This is a genomic window from Acinetobacter sp. ANC_7503 (genome assembly GCF_056780035.1).
Genome location: NZ_JBWYJA010000003.1, coordinates 144,347 through 162,357 on the forward strand (window position 1 = coordinate 144,347; position 18,011 = coordinate 162,357).

General features: G+C 37.6%; 16 protein-coding genes, 2 tRNA genes and 1 other RNA gene. 13 read left to right on the plus strand and 6 right to left on the minus strand.

Annotated features, from left to right (window positions below):
* The first annotated feature begins 156 nt into the window (after positions 1-156).
* Positions 157-1,452, plus strand: a complete 1,296-nt coding sequence (locus tag AC1M9M_RS05845) for a hypothetical protein (protein ID WP_481595848.1) — start codon at positions 157-159, stop codon at positions 1,450-1,452.
* 237 nt (positions 1,453-1,689) lie between these two features.
* Complete coding sequence (locus AC1M9M_RS05850) at positions 1,690-3,009, plus strand: hypothetical protein (protein ID WP_481595849.1); 1,320 nt, start codon at positions 1,690-1,692, stop codon at positions 3,007-3,009.
* Between the two features lie 29 nt (positions 3,010-3,038).
* Here the strand turns inward: AC1M9M_RS05850 and smpB are convergent, their stop codons facing one another.
* Positions 3,039-3,515, minus strand: a complete 477-nt coding sequence (gene smpB, locus AC1M9M_RS05855) for an SsrA-binding protein SmpB (protein ID WP_035269908.1) — start codon at positions 3,513-3,515, stop codon at positions 3,039-3,041.
* Between the two features lie 139 nt (positions 3,516-3,654).
* Here smpB and coaD point away from each other — a divergent pair, with 139 nt between their 5' ends.
* From coaD to AC1M9M_RS05875, 4 genes are all read left to right on the plus strand, one after another.
* Positions 3,655-4,146, plus strand: a complete 492-nt coding sequence (coaD, locus tag AC1M9M_RS05860) for a pantetheine-phosphate adenylyltransferase (protein WP_035269911.1) — start codon at positions 3,655-3,657, stop codon at positions 4,144-4,146.
* Between the two features lies 1 nt (position 4,147).
* A complete protein-coding gene (locus AC1M9M_RS05865) occupies positions 4,148-4,411 on the plus strand; it encodes a YfhL family 4Fe-4S dicluster ferredoxin (protein ID WP_092766836.1) in 264 nt (87 codons plus the stop codon).
* Between the two features lie 28 nt (positions 4,412-4,439).
* An RNA gene (rnpB, locus tag AC1M9M_RS05870) (RNase P RNA component class A) lies at positions 4,440-4,821 on the plus strand.
* Between the two features lie 72 nt (positions 4,822-4,893).
* Positions 4,894-4,970 (plus strand) — tRNA-Met (locus AC1M9M_RS05875).
* 57 nt (positions 4,971-5,027) lie between these two features.
* On the opposite strand, the gene AC1M9M_RS05880 is transcribed toward AC1M9M_RS05875, so the two are convergent.
* Entirely contained in the window at positions 5,028-5,390 is a 363-nt protein-coding gene (locus tag AC1M9M_RS05880) for a hypothetical protein (RefSeq protein WP_481595850.1), read from the minus strand.
* Positions 5,391-5,592: 202 nt separating this feature from the next.
* Here AC1M9M_RS05880 and AC1M9M_RS05885 point away from each other — a divergent pair.
* Positions 5,593-5,669 (plus strand) — tRNA-Met (locus tag AC1M9M_RS05885).
* Between the two features lie 35 nt (positions 5,670-5,704).
* Here the strand turns inward: AC1M9M_RS05885 and AC1M9M_RS05890 are convergent.
* From AC1M9M_RS05890 to AC1M9M_RS05900, 3 genes are all read right to left on the minus strand, one after another.
* Positions 5,705-6,724, minus strand: a complete 1,020-nt coding sequence (locus AC1M9M_RS05890; protein WP_481595851.1) for a hypothetical protein — start codon at positions 6,722-6,724, stop codon at positions 5,705-5,707.
* Positions 6,717-8,342: an NAD+ synthase gene (locus AC1M9M_RS05895; protein WP_481588917.1), complete on the minus strand. Its 1,626-nt coding sequence runs from the start codon at positions 8,340-8,342 to the stop codon at positions 6,717-6,719. Before AC1M9M_RS05895 ends, AC1M9M_RS05890 begins: the two co-directional genes overlap by 8 nt.
* Positions 8,343-8,683: 341 nt before the next feature.
* Entirely contained in the window at positions 8,684-9,172 is a 489-nt protein-coding gene (locus AC1M9M_RS05900; RefSeq protein ID WP_481595852.1) for a hypothetical protein, read from the minus strand.
* 282 nt (positions 9,173-9,454) lie between these two features.
* On the opposite strand from AC1M9M_RS05900, the gene AC1M9M_RS05905 reads away from it, so the two are divergent.
* Genes AC1M9M_RS05905 through AC1M9M_RS05915 form a run of 3 tightly spaced genes read left to right on the plus strand, consistent with a single transcriptional unit; the run spans position 9,455 to position 12,859 of the window.
* Positions 9,455-10,408 carry a metal-dependent hydrolase gene (locus tag AC1M9M_RS05905; RefSeq protein WP_092766832.1) on the plus strand — a complete coding sequence of 318 codons (954 nt, stop codon included), beginning with the start codon at positions 9,455-9,457 and terminating at the stop codon, positions 10,406-10,408.
* Positions 10,409-10,423: 15 nt separating this feature from the next.
* Positions 10,424-11,269 (plus strand): SDR family NAD(P)-dependent oxidoreductase, encoded by an 846-nt coding sequence (locus AC1M9M_RS05910; RefSeq protein ID WP_035269936.1) that lies wholly within the window; start codon positions 10,424-10,426, stop codon positions 11,267-11,269.
* A 15-nt stretch (positions 11,270-11,284) separates the two neighbouring features.
* Positions 11,285-12,859, plus strand: a complete 1,575-nt coding sequence (locus AC1M9M_RS05915; RefSeq protein WP_481595853.1) for a flavin-containing monooxygenase — start codon at positions 11,285-11,287, stop codon at positions 12,857-12,859.
* 158 nt (positions 12,860-13,017) lie between these two features.
* Here the strand turns inward: AC1M9M_RS05915 and gltA are convergent, their stop codons facing one another.
* Complete coding sequence (gene gltA, locus AC1M9M_RS05920; protein WP_035269948.1) at positions 13,018-14,292, minus strand: citrate synthase; 1,275 nt, start codon at positions 14,290-14,292, stop codon at positions 13,018-13,020.
* Between the two features lie 1,041 nt (positions 14,293-15,333).
* On the opposite strand from gltA, the gene sdhC reads away from it, so the two are divergent.
* From sdhC to sdhA, 3 genes are read left to right on the plus strand one after another with little or no spacing between them, the layout of a single operon-like run.
* Entirely contained in the window at positions 15,334-15,732 is a 399-nt protein-coding gene (gene sdhC, locus AC1M9M_RS05925) for a succinate dehydrogenase, cytochrome b556 subunit (protein WP_179997761.1), read from the plus strand.
* Complete coding sequence (gene sdhD / locus AC1M9M_RS05930; RefSeq protein ID WP_035268511.1) at positions 15,732-16,097, plus strand: succinate dehydrogenase, hydrophobic membrane anchor protein; 366 nt, start codon at positions 15,732-15,734, stop codon at positions 16,095-16,097. The genes sdhC and sdhD overlap by 1 nt, the downstream gene beginning before the upstream one ends.
* A gap of 12 nt (positions 16,098-16,109) precedes the next feature.
* On the plus strand, positions 16,110-18,008 hold the full coding sequence (sdhA, locus tag AC1M9M_RS05935; protein WP_035268510.1) for a succinate dehydrogenase flavoprotein subunit: 1,899 nt from the start codon (positions 16,110-16,112) through the stop codon (positions 18,006-18,008).
* Positions 18,009-18,011: the final 3 nt, after the last annotated feature.

Sequence of the window (18,011 nt, forward strand, 5' to 3'; positions counted from 1 at the left end):
ATTCATTACTAGACCATTTTTTTTGAAATATGAATTATTCAAATACAAAAAATGTTAGATCAATCACAATTTGATAGTAAAAATTTATATAATAGTGAATATTACATTGTCTTTTTGTTAGACAAGACATAAAAATAAAAAATTGTGGAGACAATGATGATCTTAATAGGATTAGCGAAATCAAGAATTTTTTGTATTCCTGTCATCTATGGATTGACTTCAATAACATTAGCGTATGCTGCTCCAATGCAAGAACTGACTGACGCTGAACTTTCACATGTTGAAGGTAAAGCACTCATGAGCTTAAGCTATATTTCACCTGCAGATTCCGTCAATAAGAATTCTGGTCAAAATATTGGATTTTATAAAATGGGAATGGAAGCCCAATTAGATTTAAATGCTAACATCAAAAGATTGCAACTTGGATGCGGTGGAGTAAATGGTGCAAACGGTTGTGATATTGATATCGATAACTTAAGTTTGTCAGGGGTTGCAGAAACTCGTGAAGGACGCGTCCAATCAAGTGCCCAACTAACCAATCCATTTTTAGAGTTTGCTATAAAAAACCCAGATTCAGCTTCCACACGTGAAATGGTTGGTGTTCGTTTAAGTGCAGAAAAAGTACTAGGATTATTAACCCTTGGTAGTGAGAACTCTGAAAAACCAAATGGTATCAATAGTTTAAGTGGCTATCTGAAGATTAAGGACGCTGTTGGAACTGCGACAACAGCAGCTCGTTCTGGTGTAAATTTTAACAATCTTGGAGAATTAGTTTACGGAAAAGCAAAGAGTACAACAGGTTTCGTAAGTGCAGACTTTACGTCTAATGATTATGCTTTAAATTTAGCTGAGGGAAGCGGCTCTTTAAAAATTAATGGCCAAACTATTAGTGGTAACAGAATGTCAAATGTTTATTTAACAGGTGTTGCTAGAATAGATAACATTGCATTGTCAGGGAAAATTTCTGCAAGTGCTAAACTCTGGGGGCTTGTGCCTATACCACTATCTGGTGACATTACGGGTAATGTTTCAAACCTAAATGTAGATGTTAAAGTTTCAGAGAACCTTGGATATATTCACCGCTTACCTTTGAGCAATCCATTTTCTCTATCGATGCAAAAACAAGATATACATTGGACTGGAGCGAGTGTTGCTGCTCAGACAGGTTGGTGGCTTTCAATCGAGGACCCAATTGATATAGGTAATGTTACTCCGAGTCAAAAAGTGGTTGTGACAGATGCAGTGATTAAACAAGTTGTACCGCTAATTAGTAATTATTTACAGGCTAATCCAATCGAATGTGGTTTTTTAGCAACAAGTTGTTTAGCAGGTAATTTTAGATTAGGTGAGGTTCCATTAACAAATTCAAGAGTGAATATGGATTTGGTAAACTTACAGTTAAAAAATCAATCCTTTGCCCCAAACTGTTATGGAAGTTTAAAATTCTGTTAAATAAGTGATGTGCGTGAATTTTTAGTTTGCATTTCATCGGATAAATGATTATTTACATCACGCTTTAATGTTGTGGAATGTGATGTAAGTCACTAAAAAATATTCAATTTTTTTATAATTTCTATATTTCAACCCATTTAGCAAGTTTTTGTGCCTCTTTATTTTTTTCAGTAATTTATAGATAGTAATGCTGTTGCTTATGGATTAAGCCTGAATAAAAATAATACGGAGACTCTAATGTTGAAGAGTTTACTTGTTTCTATCAAATTGATTTTATCAACATCTTGCTTAGTGTTGATTCCTTTGTCTGCAACTGCTAATAACATTCAGAATGATTTAAAAATGATGACTGATGAAGAGTTATCTGCGACAAACGGTCAAGCTTTATTAAGTATGAGTTATATTGATCCCAATGACGGGGCAAACAATATGCGAGGTAAAGGCGTTGGCTTTTATAAGCTTGGAATGGAAGCAGATATAGAACTCAATGCAAATATTAAGCATTTACAACTTGGCTGTGGTGGTATTAATGGAGCAGGTGGATGTGATATTGATATCGAAAATCTGAGTTTGAGTGGTATGTCAGACACTAGAGAGGGTCGTGCGGGTTCTTCAGCCAAGCTAACCAATCCATTTTTAGAGTTTGCGGTAAAAAATCCAACATCTGCATCAACTCGAGAAGTTGTGGGTTTGCGTCTCAGTGCTGAAAAAGTATTAGGTTTACTGACGCTTGGTGATGAAAACTCTGACAAACCGAATGGTATTAACTCACTCAGTGGTTATTTAAAAATTAATCCCACTCAGGGTATGGGCTATACTAATGCTCGAAGTATGACTTATGCCGATACTGGTCAAACCATTAATGGAAAAGTGAATGCAAGAATTTGTGTGATTTGTATTATTGCACCTACTCTGACACTCGATTTTAAATCGGATAGTTATAATCTAGCATTACAAGAAACGACAGCACCAATTCAAATCAATGGCACTACGGTCTCTGGTACTCGAATGAGTTCTGCACAGCTGACAGGTGTTGCCAATATTAATCAGTTGAATTTTGGTGGTGATCTCAAGGCCAATATCCAAGTGCTAGGGGTAGGATTGCTGAATTTGCAAAAAGAGGTCAGTGGTAACATTACGGGCTTAAAAGCCAACATTACGGTAGATCAAAATCTAGGTTTAATTCATAAAATCCCTGTAAACAATCCATTCTCACTCTCTGTTCAAAATAGTGAGATCTGGTGGCCAAATGCTGATGTTGCTGCACAGCAAGGTTGGTGGATGGCATTTAATGATTCGATCAATATTGGAGATGTTACACCTGAGAAGCGTATTGATATTACAAATGATGTGTTAAAACAAGTGGTTGGACCAATCAGTGATTATATCAGTCGAAATCCTCCATCTTGTAATGCACTTGATTGTCTGTTTGGTGACAAACTTGGTGTTGGAAATGTTCATTTGCCGAATACCAATGTAAATTTTCCATTAAAAGATCTACAACTTAAAAATCAAACCTTTGCTCCAAACTGTTATGGAAGTTTAAGGTTCTGTTAATAAAAAAACCGCTCATATGAGCGGTTTTTTTATTTATGAAAAATTCTTGCTTTATCACGCTGCCAATCGCGGTCTTTTTCAGTGGCACGTTTGTCGTGTAACTGTTTACCTTTAACAAGCGCAATTTCGAGTTTGACTAAACGACCTTTCCAATAGCACGCCAAAGGTACACATGTGTAACCTTTTTGATTGATCGCCCCTTGGAGTTTCTCGAGTTCACGACGTGAAAGAAGTAGCTTACGAGTACGTGTTGCTTCGGGAACGATATGAGTTGAAGCAGAAAGAAGAGGTTGAATTTGAGCACCAAATAAATAAGCTTCATTATTTTTGAAAATAATATAGCTTTCCGTGATACTCATGCGTCCAGCGCGAAGAGATTTTACTTCCCAACCTTGTAACGCTAAACCAGCTTCAAATTTTTCCTCAATAAAATAATCGTGACGTGCACGTTTATTTAGCGCAATAGTGCCACTATTATTTTTTTTAACTACAATCGATTTCGACATAATACAAATATTCCAAGATTAGGCCTATTTTGCCTCAAACTTGGCTTGAGGTGAAGTCATTTCACTGTCAACAAGTGTGCGTGTGAATTGAGTTTTTGTTAAACTATGCGCCTACATAATAATCTTAGAGTATAAATGGATGTCTAAAACTCGTGTCATCTATCCGGGAACATTCGATCCTATTACCAATGGTCATATTGATCTTGTCTCTCGTGCTGCAAAAATGTTTGATGAAGTTGTAGTTGCGATTGCAATTGGTCATCACAAAAATCCAGTGTTTAGTTTAGATGAGCGAGTTGCGCTTGCAAAATCATCATTAAGCCATTTAGATAACGTAGAATTTGTTGGTTTTGATGGTTTGTTGGTGAATTTTTTTCAAGAGCAAAAGGCAACAGCTGTACTCAGAGGTTTAAGAGCCGTATCTGACTTTGAATATGAGTTTCAACTTGCAAATATGAATCGTCAATTAGATTCAAATTTTGAAGCTGTATTTTTAACGCCGTCAGAGCAATACTCGTTTATTTCATCCACGTTAGTTCGTGAAATTGCACGTTTGAAAGGTGATGTGACGAAATTTGTGCCAAAAGCAGTTGTTGAGGCATTTGAACGTAAGCATCAGCAAGGTTGGTAGAGTGTCTTTAATTATTACGGATGAGTGCATCAATTGTGACGTTTGTGAGCCTGTATGCCCAAATGAAGCGATTTATATGGGTGAACTGATCTATGAAATTGATCCGAACCTATGTACTGAATGTGTTGGTCATCATGACCAACCCCAGTGTTCATTATTCTGCCCAGTAGACTGTATTCCTAAAGATCCTAATCATGTGGAATCTGAGGTTGAATTGCTGGAAAAGTATAAAAAACTAATTGCTCAAAAAAGCACGAGCAATTGATCTCAAAGTTTGTTAAGATGCGCCACTTGAAGTGAGCCAGACGATCGCTGCTGTGAAGGTCTTTGTGACTAATGCAGGGGAGGAAAGTCCGGGCTTCATCGGGCAAGGTGCCAGGTAACGCCTGGGAGGCGTAAGCCTACGGAAAGTGCAGCAGAGAGTAGACCGCCATTTTGCAACTAAACTTCGGTTTAGCCTAGAAAATGGTAAGGGTGAAAGGGTGCGGTAAGAGCGCACCGCATGACTGGTAACAGTTCATGGCATGGTAAACCCCACCTGAAGCAAGACCAAATAGGAATCCTTAAGGTATGGCCCATACTGGATTCGGGTAGGTCGCTTGAGCATATGAGTGATTGTATGCCTAGAGGAATGATCGTTCTAGACAGAACCCGGCTTATCGGCTCACTTCAACAAATTTTGATCAAACAGTGCCGATATTACTTGACGGATACATCAATCAAGTAGATAATGCGCCCACAGTTTACGGCTATGTAGCTCAGTTGGTTAGAGCACCGCACTCATAATGCGGGGGTCACAGGTTCAAGTCCCGTCATAGCCACCATTTTTATAGACCACACTCACTAGTGTGGTCTTTTTTTATGTGTGAAATCTTGAGTTCTCATTGGCACTGAATAAGCTGAGAATCTAGCTTAATTTTTGGAAACTCTTGTTCAAATTGTGCTAAAACGGCTGTCTGATTTACATTTGAAAACACAATATTTTGCAAGCTTTCAATTTTTTGCTCACACAAATAAAGCTGTGCACAATGAAGAGCAACCGCATTCTCTTTACTCACGGCAAGTTTATGATCTTCAGGAATGACATCAATATGCACGAGCTTTTGTTGAGCACGGCTTAATTGAACTAGAGTTCGTTTTTGTTGCATGGTTATAAAATTTTGAGCATTGATCCATTGAGCGACATCCATGCGTACACCGTGATAATTCACAAATATGGGATGAATCGTTTGGCATCCGCTCACAAGGATTAAACAGCATATGAGAATAAAATATTGAGGATTGAGCATGATTTTGATGTTATTGAAACCTTACTATTACAATAAAATCATATAATTATGGATTAATTTTGTTCAAATAAGGTTTATTTGTATAAAGGGTGATCATTAGTGCTTTCGTATGCTTGACGATACAACGATAACTTAAGATAATGCGCACACAGTTTACGGCTATGTAGCTCAGTTGGTTAGAGCACCGCACTCATAATGCGGGGGTCACAGGTTCAAGTCCCGTCATAGCCACCATTTTTATAGACCATGCTCACCGCATGGTCTTTTTTTTATTTCTCAAAATGTCCTGAGATAAGGTCAAGTGTAGATTGTGCTTGATAAAAAGGCTGAATCAAACTTTGAATTAATTGTTCTAGAACGCCAAAATCATTTAACATGCTGATAAGTTGAGGTGCAAAACGATGGGCTTCGATCACTAAATCTTCTTGAGTTAGTCCAACAGCCGTAAGTAAAGCTTGTAAACTGTAATCACCAAAATATTCATAGAACTCATCAACCACTTCTAAAATGATGGACTGAATCTCAGCGGATTGGCGTAAATTTCTCCAGGTTTCATAGACCAGAATAAAAAAATCTTCGACATCAATGGCTTCAATCTGCTCAAGCTGAGCTGAAATTTTTTGAAATTGGAGATCTGACCAAATATGTTGAATGATTTCATAAAGTTCATTTTGAGGCAGTGTGATAATTTCGCCTAATTGAACCAATATTGCATTTGCAAGTTGGGATTCTAGTTTTAACTCTAATGTTTGTTGCTGATCTTGGAGAAAATTAAAAATCTTTGATTTGATCGTATTATTTTGAACTTTATTTTTTCGAAGCCTATCCAGCCAAGGTGTATATTTTTCTAAAATTTGATTTGCTAATTGAAGACTTACTGCATGTGCCTTCTCATTACTTAAAATTTGTTGTTTTAAACCATAACGTACTTGATCTAATTCAAGAATTTTATTTAGCCATAGCCCAAAATCATGGTCAGAAATTAAATCTCCGATTAAAGCATTTGAATCCTTTAAATGAAGGTAAATACGTTGTGCAACTGCGCCAATAAACTCTAGTAAATCAGGTCCAAGATTTAATTCAAAAGCATATTTTGAAACAACAGCATGAAGTTGTTCAAGATTTACAATGTCTTTTAGTTTGATTCGATTGAACTGAGCATAAGCCTGTGAAACAAACGTGTCTAGTACAGCATTAGATTCAGCATTTAATAAATACTGTTGCGTAAACCGAATTTGCTCAAGCATAAGTGCTTGAGCAAATTGATTGAGTTGTGTCGAGTTAGACACCTGCTTTCCATCCATTTACGATTGGATAGCGGCGTTCGCGGCTAAACGCACGAGAGGATATACGTGGACCAATTGCACCCTGACGGCGCTTATATTCGTTGCGATCAACCAATCCAATGACTTTAGTCACGATATCTCGATCAAAACCTTTAGAAATAATATCTTCAAGACTCTGATCTTCTTCAATATATGCATATAAAATTGCATCAAGAACATCGTAAGGTGGTAATGAGTCTTGATCTTTTTGATCAGGTCGTAATTCAGCAGAAGGTGGGCGAGTAATCACACGTTCAGGGATTACAGGCGTATCTTCCAAACTATTACGGTATTTCGCTAACTCAAATACAATCGTTTTATAAACATCTTTAAGTACAGCAAAACCACCGACCATATCACCGTACAGTGTGCAGTAACCAACAGATAATTCAGATTTGTTACCTGTAGATAAAACAAGATTACCAAATTTATTCGACAGACCCATTAATAAGGTGCCGCGTGCGCGAGCTTGTAAATTTTCCTCAGTTGCATCAGCAGGAGAATTGCCGAAGAATGGGTGTAATGTCTGCATAAAGCTGTTGACGATTGGGTGAATTTCCGCAATACCAAAAGTGACTCCCATACGTTTTGCCTGCTCAGTCGCGTCTTCAACACTGATTTGAGAGGTATATGTGTAAGGCATCATAACAGCTTGAACTTTATCTGCTCCAATAGCATCGACAGCGATTGCAAGGGTGAGTGCTGAGTCGATACCACCAGAGAGACCAAGAATGACACCAGGGAAACCTGAGCGTTGTACATAATCTCGTGTTGCCAAAACCAAAGCTTGGTAAATTTCTGCAATCGTATCTAATGCAGGTGCTTTGGTAGCGGCTTTAAAAGATTTAAGTTCTGCTTCATATTCAACATGAAAAAGGTCTTCTTTAAAGCTTGGTGCTTCAAGTACAACTTCACCATTTGCATTCACAACGAAACTTGTTCCGTCGAAAATGAGATCATCTTGCCCGCCTACTTGGTTGACATAAACAAGATTGAGATTCAATTGTTTAGCTAACTCTTTAAGCGTAACAACACGGTGTTGAGGCTTTCCAACTTCGTATGGTGAGGCATTTAACACAAGAACAGTTTCAACATTCAGTTTGGCAAGTTGTTGAACACTCTCAAGTGTCCAGACATCTTCGCAAATTAATACACCGAATTTATGTCCTAAATACTCAAATACAAGGTGTTGATGACCCTCAGCGAAATATCTCTTTTCATCAAAAACACTATAATTTGGTAAATTTTGCTTGTTATAAATACCTAATACTTGCCCATCTTTCATAACGGCTGCAGAGTTATAGCGTGCACCCGAATCAGCTTGATTAACAAAACCAAATACCATCACAATGTCTTTCACTTCAGCCAGTTTTTCGAAAGCTGATGCTGTACGTTTGCTTAGGCTTGGACGAAGTAGGAGATCCTCTGCAGGATAACCAATGGTCGAAAGTTCAGGAAACACTATGATATTGGCATTTTGCTGTTTGGCTTCGTTAGCGAGTCCAATCATTCGATGAACATTGGCTTCTAAATTGCCGACAAATGGAGAGAATTGAGCAAGAGAAACTTTAAAACTATTCATTTAAACCAAGTCCTATCCTATAGGTTTATATACAGCACGTGCTGATTTTATTGGAGTAATTATTCAGCTGTGTGTATGTGATATTACATAACTGCCAAATGGCTCAAATTTACATCATTAAAACATGATAAAAGATCTTATTTCTTGCACAGCAAAAACTACGATTCATATGTATTCTATCTAAAATAAAAGTAGATACTAGCTTTTGCCATTGTTTGTACATAAAAAATTAAATCGTAATGGATTTGCGACACAGTAAATCAGATGTCAAAGCTGATATGGTGTTTCTGATTCACAAATCAATAGCTTGAATAAAAAATATTCTTTTAATTTTACAGTTTTTATTGATTCAAAATAATATTCGGAATCTTTTTCAAAAATATATCTCTAGCTATTTCGCCTTGTTGTTCAATGTTGTATTCATTGAAATTTTTTTTAGGGTCAAATTTATAGGCATAAGGATTATACTTTTTGAAGGAAATAAAATACGCACTTTGCAGAAAAGCGCCTTTGAGCAAAACATTTTGTCCTTGTTGGTGTTGTAAAATATGAGTCATCTCGTGAATGAAAATTCCTTGATAGATTTTATTTTCTTTCGAATAGTCAGTTTTGAAATGTTTGTTACGAATATGCAAATAGCCCTTTGGTGCCATAAATACCGCTGAGGGTTGCCACGGTAGAAACGGATGATTCATGATTTTCACACTGTCATAATCTATAAGATCACCAAAGACACTTTGGCTCAACGTGATTTCACCTTGGGTGAGTGATCTACATCTAAAAGCGTCAAATTTTATCCATTTTAAAATAAGTGGCATCCACAACATCATACTTATTTCTTAATCTACTTAAAGTTTATGTGACATTCAAAATATCACTATTTGGAATCATTACTTGTTAAAAATGGTGTTGACCTTTAATGATAATGAAATGGTATTTACTGATTAAAACTTAATAATTTTGTTAGACAATCTTGATGAATGAGCAATTATGCCATCTCTAAAGATTTATTATGCAAATGGCTATTTCGTCTTTTTATCTTAATTTTTTAGAAACGTCGAAGAATTCACATTATTTGAATTTATTCACTGAGATAAAAGAGAAGGTTCGCCATGTTATTAACTCAGCCACTAAAAAAAATTTCTAAATTTCTAAACGGTTCTAAATTTGATCCTGAGAATCAATCAAAAGCTATTCCAATTCGTCATATGAAATTTGATTTTGATCATCAAAAGATTGATCCAAAATTTTATTTGAATGCGGAATTAGCAAGTGCTTACTTTGCCTCACTTTCAATTTTTTTAACCTATGGTGAGGATCTCGTTATTGATACGGCACGTTATCATCGTGACTTTATTCAAGATCCATTACTCAAGCAAAGAGTGACAGCGCTGATTGGGCAAGAGGCTTTACATTCTAAACTTCATGAAGAATTAAATGACGCTTTTTTAAAGGCAGATTTGCCTGTCAAATTGTTTAGATTTCTGGCGCATCACGTTTTTGAATATGGTTTTAATCGGTTGCCTCAGCCAATGAAATTATCGCTTATGGCTGGGATTGAGCATTTTACCGCAGTGCTTGCTGAATACATGATGAATCATGAGCATATTTTCTTTGAATCTCAAGATGAGAAACAACGCGCAATTTGGATGTGGCATATGCTTGAGGAATCAGAGCATAAAGATATTGCATATGATGTGTTCCAACTTCTTTCGAGTAACTATGCTTTAAGAATAGCAGGCTTTTTCCCAGCGCTTATTACGATTTTAGTGCTGATTTCTGCTGCATCCTTAATTGTGCCATTTTATCGTAAGCCATCAAATCTAATCAGTTTAAGTTACTACAAAGATATGTACCGAAGTGTAGGTTTGATTTTTGGTCTAAAAGATGGTGTTTATGGCAGTTCGATCAAACATATTTTCGAATATCTCAAACCAGACTTCCATCCGAATGATCATGATACATCAGCGTTTTTAGAGTACTACAAAGAACGTTTATTAAATCCAGTGGATGGTATTTTAACACCATACTTTACGAAGGAATTCATGCCTGCTTTAAAGGTATAAGAATAAGGATAGTTCATGCTTTTTTTTAAGAAGAAAATTAAACCGAGCCATCAGGCTTATGCTGTGGTAACGGGTGCTGGAAGTGGTATTGGACGCAGTTTTGCATTGGAAATTGCAAAACGTGGTGGTCAAGTGGTGTGTGCTGATATTAATTTAGCTGCAGCTGAAGAAACTGTTCAGCTGATTTCTCAGACCACAGGGCAAAAAGCATTTGCTGAATCCTGCGATGTGGGAAAAAAGGAAGATGTTGAGCGATTGGCGAATCAAGCAGAAAACCTTTTTAATCATCCTGTGACACTTGTTATTAATAATGCTGGCGTGGGGTTAGGTGGTAAGTTTGATGAGATAACACTAGAAGATTGGCAATGGTGTATGCATGTCAACTTATGGGGCGTGATTCATGGTTGCCACTTTTTTGTACCGAAGTTTAAACAACAAGGTTATGGGGCAATTATTAATGTTGCTTCAGCAGCAGGATTTACAGCTGCACCTGAAATGACAGCTTATAACGTGACGAAATCTAGTGTACTTGCATTATCTGAAACGTTATCTGCAGAACTACATCAAGATAATATCCGTGTGAATGTGCTTTGCCCAACTTTAGTACCTACTAATATTATGAAGAATGGGCGATTACCTTCCAATTACTCGGGTTTAGCGGATGATTTATTGCAGAATCATGCATTTGTCACAAGCGATCAAGTTGCACAAAAAACCTTAAACAATTTAGATAAAGGCATTCTTTATACGATTCCACAACCAGACGCGAAATTATTTTGGTTGATGAAGCGTGCTTCACCGACCTTATATACCAAAATGTTAGGTGTAGGTTATCCATGGTTTAAGCGTTTTGTAAAATAATAGAGAGATAAAAGAATGACACTCGATAACGAATTAGAGAGCAATGCAGATTTAAAAATTCAAACTGCTGATCAATCTGAAAAAGCAGAAGTAAAAGTAAAGAAAAAAAATAACGCAGATAAAGAACTTAAAGTTGAACAATCACAAAAGGTGTATGACACGATTGTTGTTGGTGCAGGTATTTCCGGTATCGCTGCGGCATATAAAATGAATCAGGCAGGATATCGCGACTACATTGTGCTGGAAAAAGCGAACCGAGTTGGTGGTACATGGCGCGATAATAATTATCCAGGATGTGGATGTGATGTTCCTTCAGCCTTATATTCTTTTTCCTTTTCGCCAAGTCACAAATGGAGTCATTTGTTTGCCAAGCAGCCAGAAATCTTAAGTTATCTTGAGGAAGTGGTTGAGAAGCATCAACTGACTGAAAAAATCCAATTTAATCATGAATTAAAAACAGCACGTTGGGATAACGAGAAGGCGCAGTGGTCGTTAGAAACCTCTCAAGGAAAGTATCTGGCAAAAACGGTAATCTTTACAACGGGACCGATTACTGAACCATCATTTCCAAAAATTAAAGGCATAGAAAGTTTCAAGGGGGAAATGTTTCACTCTGCAAGATGGAATCATGAGTACGATCTGAAAGGTAAACGTATTGCTGTTATTGGTACAGGTGCTTCAGCGATTCAATTTATTCCTCAGGTTCAGCCATTAGCGAAAGAACTCTATGTGTTTCAGCGTACAGCACCTTGGGTGTTGCCAAAAGCTGATATGAATTTGAATGATCAAGCGAAATCACTGATCCAGAAATTTCCCGTTATTCAATCCACTTGGCGGAGCAGTATTGCCCAAATTTTAAATGGCATTAACTTTGGTTTGCGTAATCCGAAAGTGCTGAAGCCTGTGAATTTCTTAAGCAAACAATTATTGAAGTTGCAAATTCAAGATGATGAATTAAGAAAAAAAGTCACACCAAATTTTGATATTGGCTGTAAACGTCTTTTATTTGCCAACAATTACTATCCAGCATTGCAACAAGATAATGTGAAACTAATCAATGAGGGGTTGGTTGAGATTGATGGGAATATGGTTGTTGCGGCCAATGGTGAGCGTCATGAAGTGGATGTCATCATTTGGGGTACGGGTTTTGAGGTATCGCATCCGCCAATTGGTAAGCGCATTTATGATATGGATGGGAAGCTCTTAGCGGATCGCTGGAAAAATAGTTCACCAGAAGCTTATTTAGGTGCAAGTATTACCAATGTACCAAATGCATTTTTGGTGTTAGGACCAAATATTCTGGTTTATGACTCATTTATTGGTATTGCTGAAGCTCAATTAGATTATATTCTTGATGGTCTACTAAAGATCAAAAAGCAAAATATTAACAAGCTTGTGATTAAAGACGACGTTGTTAAGCGACATAATCAATTGGTTCAAAAGCATCTTAAAACTACTGTATTTAATGCAGGGGGCTGTAAGAGTTACTATTTGGATGAAAATGGTCGTAACTTTGCAGCATGGCCATGGTCTCTTGCAAAATTAAAACAGCAGTTAAGCTCATTAAACTTGGATCATTATTCACAATAATGATCAAAAAAGCCTGATTTAATCAGGCTTTTTTGATTGTAGATATTCTAGATATACGAGGTTTCTATTTCATCAGGGCTGAAAACAATATTTTGTTGTTAATCAGAGAATAAAAAACCACCCAAAGGGTGGTTTTTTGATTGTCGACGCAGTTCGAATTAACGAACGATATCGCGTTGAACTTCGCCAGTGTAAAGCTGACGAGGACGTCCAATCTTGTATGGGCCGCTGTGCATTTCTAACCAGTGGCTGATCCAACCAACAGTACGTGCAAGTGCGAAGATTACAGTGAACATTTCTGTTGGGATACCAATCGCTTTAAGGATGATACCTGAATAGAAGTCAACGTTTGGATAAAGGTTACGCTTGATGAAGTATTCATCAGAAAGTGCGATACGCTCCAATTCCATTGCTAAAGCTAACTGTGGATCATTGATACCTAAAGCACCAAGAACTTCATCACAAGTTTCTTTCATTACTTTAGCACGTGGATCGAAGTTTTTATAAACACGGTGACCGAAGCCCATAAGTTTAACTTCTTTAGTCTTCACTTTTTCCATGAAGCCAGCAACGTTTTCTACAGAGCCGATCTCATCAAGCATCTTAAGAACAGCTTCGTTTGCACCACCGTGAGCAGGGCCCCAAAGTGCAGAGATACCAGCAGCGATACATGCATACGGATTAGCACCAGTAGAACCAGCTAAACGTACTGTAGACGTAGAAGCATTTTGTTCATGGTCAGCATGAAGCGTGAAGATACGATCCATTGCTTTTGCAAGAATAGGGTTAACTTTGTAATCACGATCTGCTGGAGTAGCAAACATCATGTACAAGAAGTTTTCTGCATAGCTTAAGTCATTACGTGGGTAAACGAATGGTTGACCAACAGTATACTTGTAGCTCCACGCAGCAAGGGTAGGAATTTTAGCAATCAAACGGATCGCAGTAATTTCACGGTGATCAACATTTTCGATATCAAGGTTGTTGTGATAGAACGCTGATAACGCACCAACAACACCAACCATAATCGCCATAGGGTGTGCATCACGGCGGAAACCGTTATAGAAGCGGCTAACTTGATCGTGAACCATGGTGTGGTTACGAACTTTAGCGTCAAACTCTTCTTTTTGCTCAGCTGTAGGAAGCTCACCATTTAATAATAAGTAGCAAGTTTCTAAATAATCAGCTTTAGTAGCTAGTTGGTCGATTGGATAACCACGGTGTAATAGAACACCTTTATTACCATCGATAAATGTGATTTTAGACTCGCAAGACGCTGTAGCCATAAAACCAGGATCAAAAGTGAAGTGACCTGCGGCCAATACATCTTTAACGTCGATTACATCTGGGCCCAATGTGCCGCTGTAAATTGGTAATTCAATTTCTTTGCCATCAAGCTGTAATACGGCTTTTTTGCCAGTTGCTTCAGACATTCAATAGATCTCCTGTCCTGGTGAATGTTTTATCTAACCCGAAATAATCTGTTGTAATCCGTGAGTTAGACGGTTTCAAAATTTGCTCTAAGCTTAGTGAGTAGTCAAAAATTGTCAATTATACTTATGGATAAAAATGACGACCTAAAGTGACTGGTTCTAAACTCAGTTAATCAGTAGGAATTTATCTGCTTTTCACTAGCGCCGCCGTATAATAAGACAATTTCAACGGTAGTGGCATAAAAAAAAAGACAAAAACGTGCATATTTTGATGATTTAAACCAAGTAATGCTTGATTATTAATACCTTTTATCAATATGTTAAAGGTTGTGAAAAGCGATTGTTTATAGAATTTGTCAGTTTTTTTAAGATGATAGACTGAATAAATACACCAAAAATGACAATGAAATATTTTTTTTCACTTTATTTACTAATTGATTAAAAAGTGTCTAATTTATAATGTTTCATTACATTTTAAGTGGTGAGCTCAACATTAGAAAATGAAGTTTATTTTGTAATTAATTTATAAGTGCATATGATTTTTATCCTTTTTTACATTTGAAATTACTCAATTCAATTAGATAAAAAAACAATGACCATGTGAGCAATATTCATTTTTCTAATTAGTTTTAAAAGTACAAATTATTTGAGATTTAATTTTCTTTAAGTTTTTGAAAAATATAATAAATATTATATTTCTTAAAAAAATATATTTTTGTAGTGAGTTGTGCTTTAGTCTAATTAAGACAAAACGAACATTTGAGTTCAGTAACACTAAATTAAAATAAATTGATATAAATATTAATGGCTTAGTGTTTGTATTTAAATAGAGAGATGACTTAACTGTAAGAAAGTAGATGTAAATGATTCTTATTTAAAAATATTTTATGGTTGACGCCTGCTTCGTAGGTTTGTAATTTGAAATTGCACGTTTTATAATTCCGTGTCGTATAAAGGTTTAGACAATTTATTTGTCTAACAAATGCCAGCTTTCCTTCGAATTAATTCCAACAAACTCCGGATGGAGTTTTTAACTACAGGATGCCCGCTGTGAAAAGCAACAGACCTGTCAATTTGTCCATGGGTCAAGTTTTAGACGTAAACTTAAAATCCCCTGTGGCTATTGCATCTATTTTACACCGTCTTTCAGGTGTCATCGTATTTTTACTCGTACCAGTTCTTTTATGGATCTTAGACAAATCATTGTCTTCTCCTGAGGGCTTTGCACAAGTTCAAGCTATTTTTGATAGCTTTATCGTGCGCTTTATCGTATGGGTATTTGTCGCTGGCTTAATCTACCACTTCATCGCAGGTATCAAGCATTTGCTTGCTGATATGGGTATCGCTGAAGAGTTACAAAGTGGTCGTGTAGCAGCAACAATCGCATTAATTTTATCTGCAATTGGTATCGTTGCATCATTTGTATGGATCGTACTCTAATGAAAAGTGCTACTGGTTTAACGGGTTCAGGTTCTCGCGATTGGTTTATCCAGCGTGTAAGTGCTGTAGTTTTAGCTGTTTATACTGTTGTGGTGTTTGGTTGGATCCTTTGTAATGGTGGTTTCAACTTCGAACAGTGGTACGGCTTTATGATGACATTACCGATGAAGATTTTATCTTTATTGGCAGTCTTATCTCTTGTTGCACACGCATGGATTGGTATGTGGCAAGTATTCACTGACTATGTGACGACTCGTCAAATGGGTCCATCAGCATCAGGTTTACGCCTTGTACTGACTTCAGCAGTTATTATTGCTGTATTTGCATATGCGATCTGGGCAATCCAGATTTTTTGGGCGAATTGATAGGAAACAATCATGGGCGCTATAAACCCTAAAGAAGATTATACAAATATTCCACACGAAACTTTCGATGCTGTCATCGTTGGTGGTGGTGGTTCTGGTATGCGTGCTTCTTACCAACTTGCTCAAGCTGGTTTGAAAGTTGCGGTATTGACTAAAGTATTCCCAACGCGTTCTCACACTGTAGCTGCACAGGGTGGTATTGGTGCTTCTCTTGGTAACATGCAAGAAGATAACTGGCACTACCATTTCTATGACACAGTAAAAGGTTCTGACTGGTTAGGTGACCAAGACGCAATTGAGTTTATGACTCGTGAAGCGCCACAAGTTGTATATGAACTTGAACATCTAGGTATGCCATTTGATCGTAACGCTGACGGCACAATTTACCAACGTCCATTCGGTGGTCACTCTGCGAACTATGGTGAAAAAGCTGTTCCTCGTGCTTGTGCTGCTGCCGACCGTACAGGTCACGCACTTCTTCACACGCTTTATCAAAGCAACGTGAAAATGGGTACACAATTCTTCGTAGAATGGATCGCGCTTGATTTGATCCGTAATGAAGCAGGTGATGTACTTGGTGTTACAGCAATTGACCAAGAAACAGGTAAAATTGCAGTATTCCAAGCGAAAGCAACATTGTTCGCAACGGGTGGTGCTGGTCGTGTTTACCGCGCATCTACAAACGCATATATCAACACTGGTGACGGTCTTGGTATGGCTGCTCGTGCAGGTATTCCATTACAAGATATGGAATTCTGGCAATTCCACCCAACGGGCGTTGCAGGCGCAGGCGTATTGTTAACTGAAGGTTGTCGTGGTGAAGGTGCAATCCTTCGTAACAAAGACGGCGAACCGTTCATGGAGCGTTATGCTCCAACTTTGAAAGACTTGGCACCACGTGACTTCGTATCACGTTCTATGGACCAAGAGATCAAAGAAGGCCGTGGTTGTGGTCCTAAAGGTGATTATATCCTTCTTGATATGACGCACTTGGGTGCTGATACGATCATGAAACGTCTTCCATCTGTATTTGAGATTGGTAAGAAGTTCGCGAACGTTGACATCACAAAAGAGCCAATTCCTGTTGTACCAACAATCCATTACCAAATGGGTGGTATTCCAACTAACATTCATGGTCAAGTTGTTGTTCCTGAATCGCGTGAAACTACTCCGCTAGAAGCACATTACGACAAAGACAGCGATACTTATTCTACCAATGCTGCGGATCGCAATTTCACTAAACCAGTGAAAGGTTTCTATGCGATTGGCGAATGTTCATGTGTGTCTGTACATGGTGCTAACCGTTTAGGTACAAACTCATTGCTTGACTTAGTTGTATTTGGTAAAGCTGCTGGCGAACATATCATTGACTATGTGACTAAGCATCACGGTGATGAATATGCGCCGCTTCCAACAACTGTGCTTCAGCAAACTGTCGAGCGTATCCGTCGCTTAGATGAGTCAACTTCTGGTGAGAATGCGCAAGAAGTTGCTGATGCAATTCGCGATATCGTTCAAGATCATGCAGGTGTATTCCGTACAACTGAACTTCTTGAAAAAGGTGTGAAAGAGATTCTTGCACTTGAGCCTCGTATCCGTAATATCCACTTAAAAGACAAATCAAAAGTATTTAATACTGCGCGTATTGAAGCACTTGAAGTGGAAAACTTATACGAAGTTGCAAAAGCAACCTTAATCTCTGCTGCTGCACGTAAAGAATGTCGTGGTGCGCATACTGTTGTAGATTTTGAAGAATCTCCAGATCATCCAGCATATCCTTACGGCCGTCGTGATGATGAGTGGATGAAGCATACTTTATGGTTCTCTGCTGATAACCGTCTTGAGTACAAGCCAGTACGTTACAAGCCTTTATCAGTTGATGCTATTCCACCTAAACCACGTACATTCTAATTG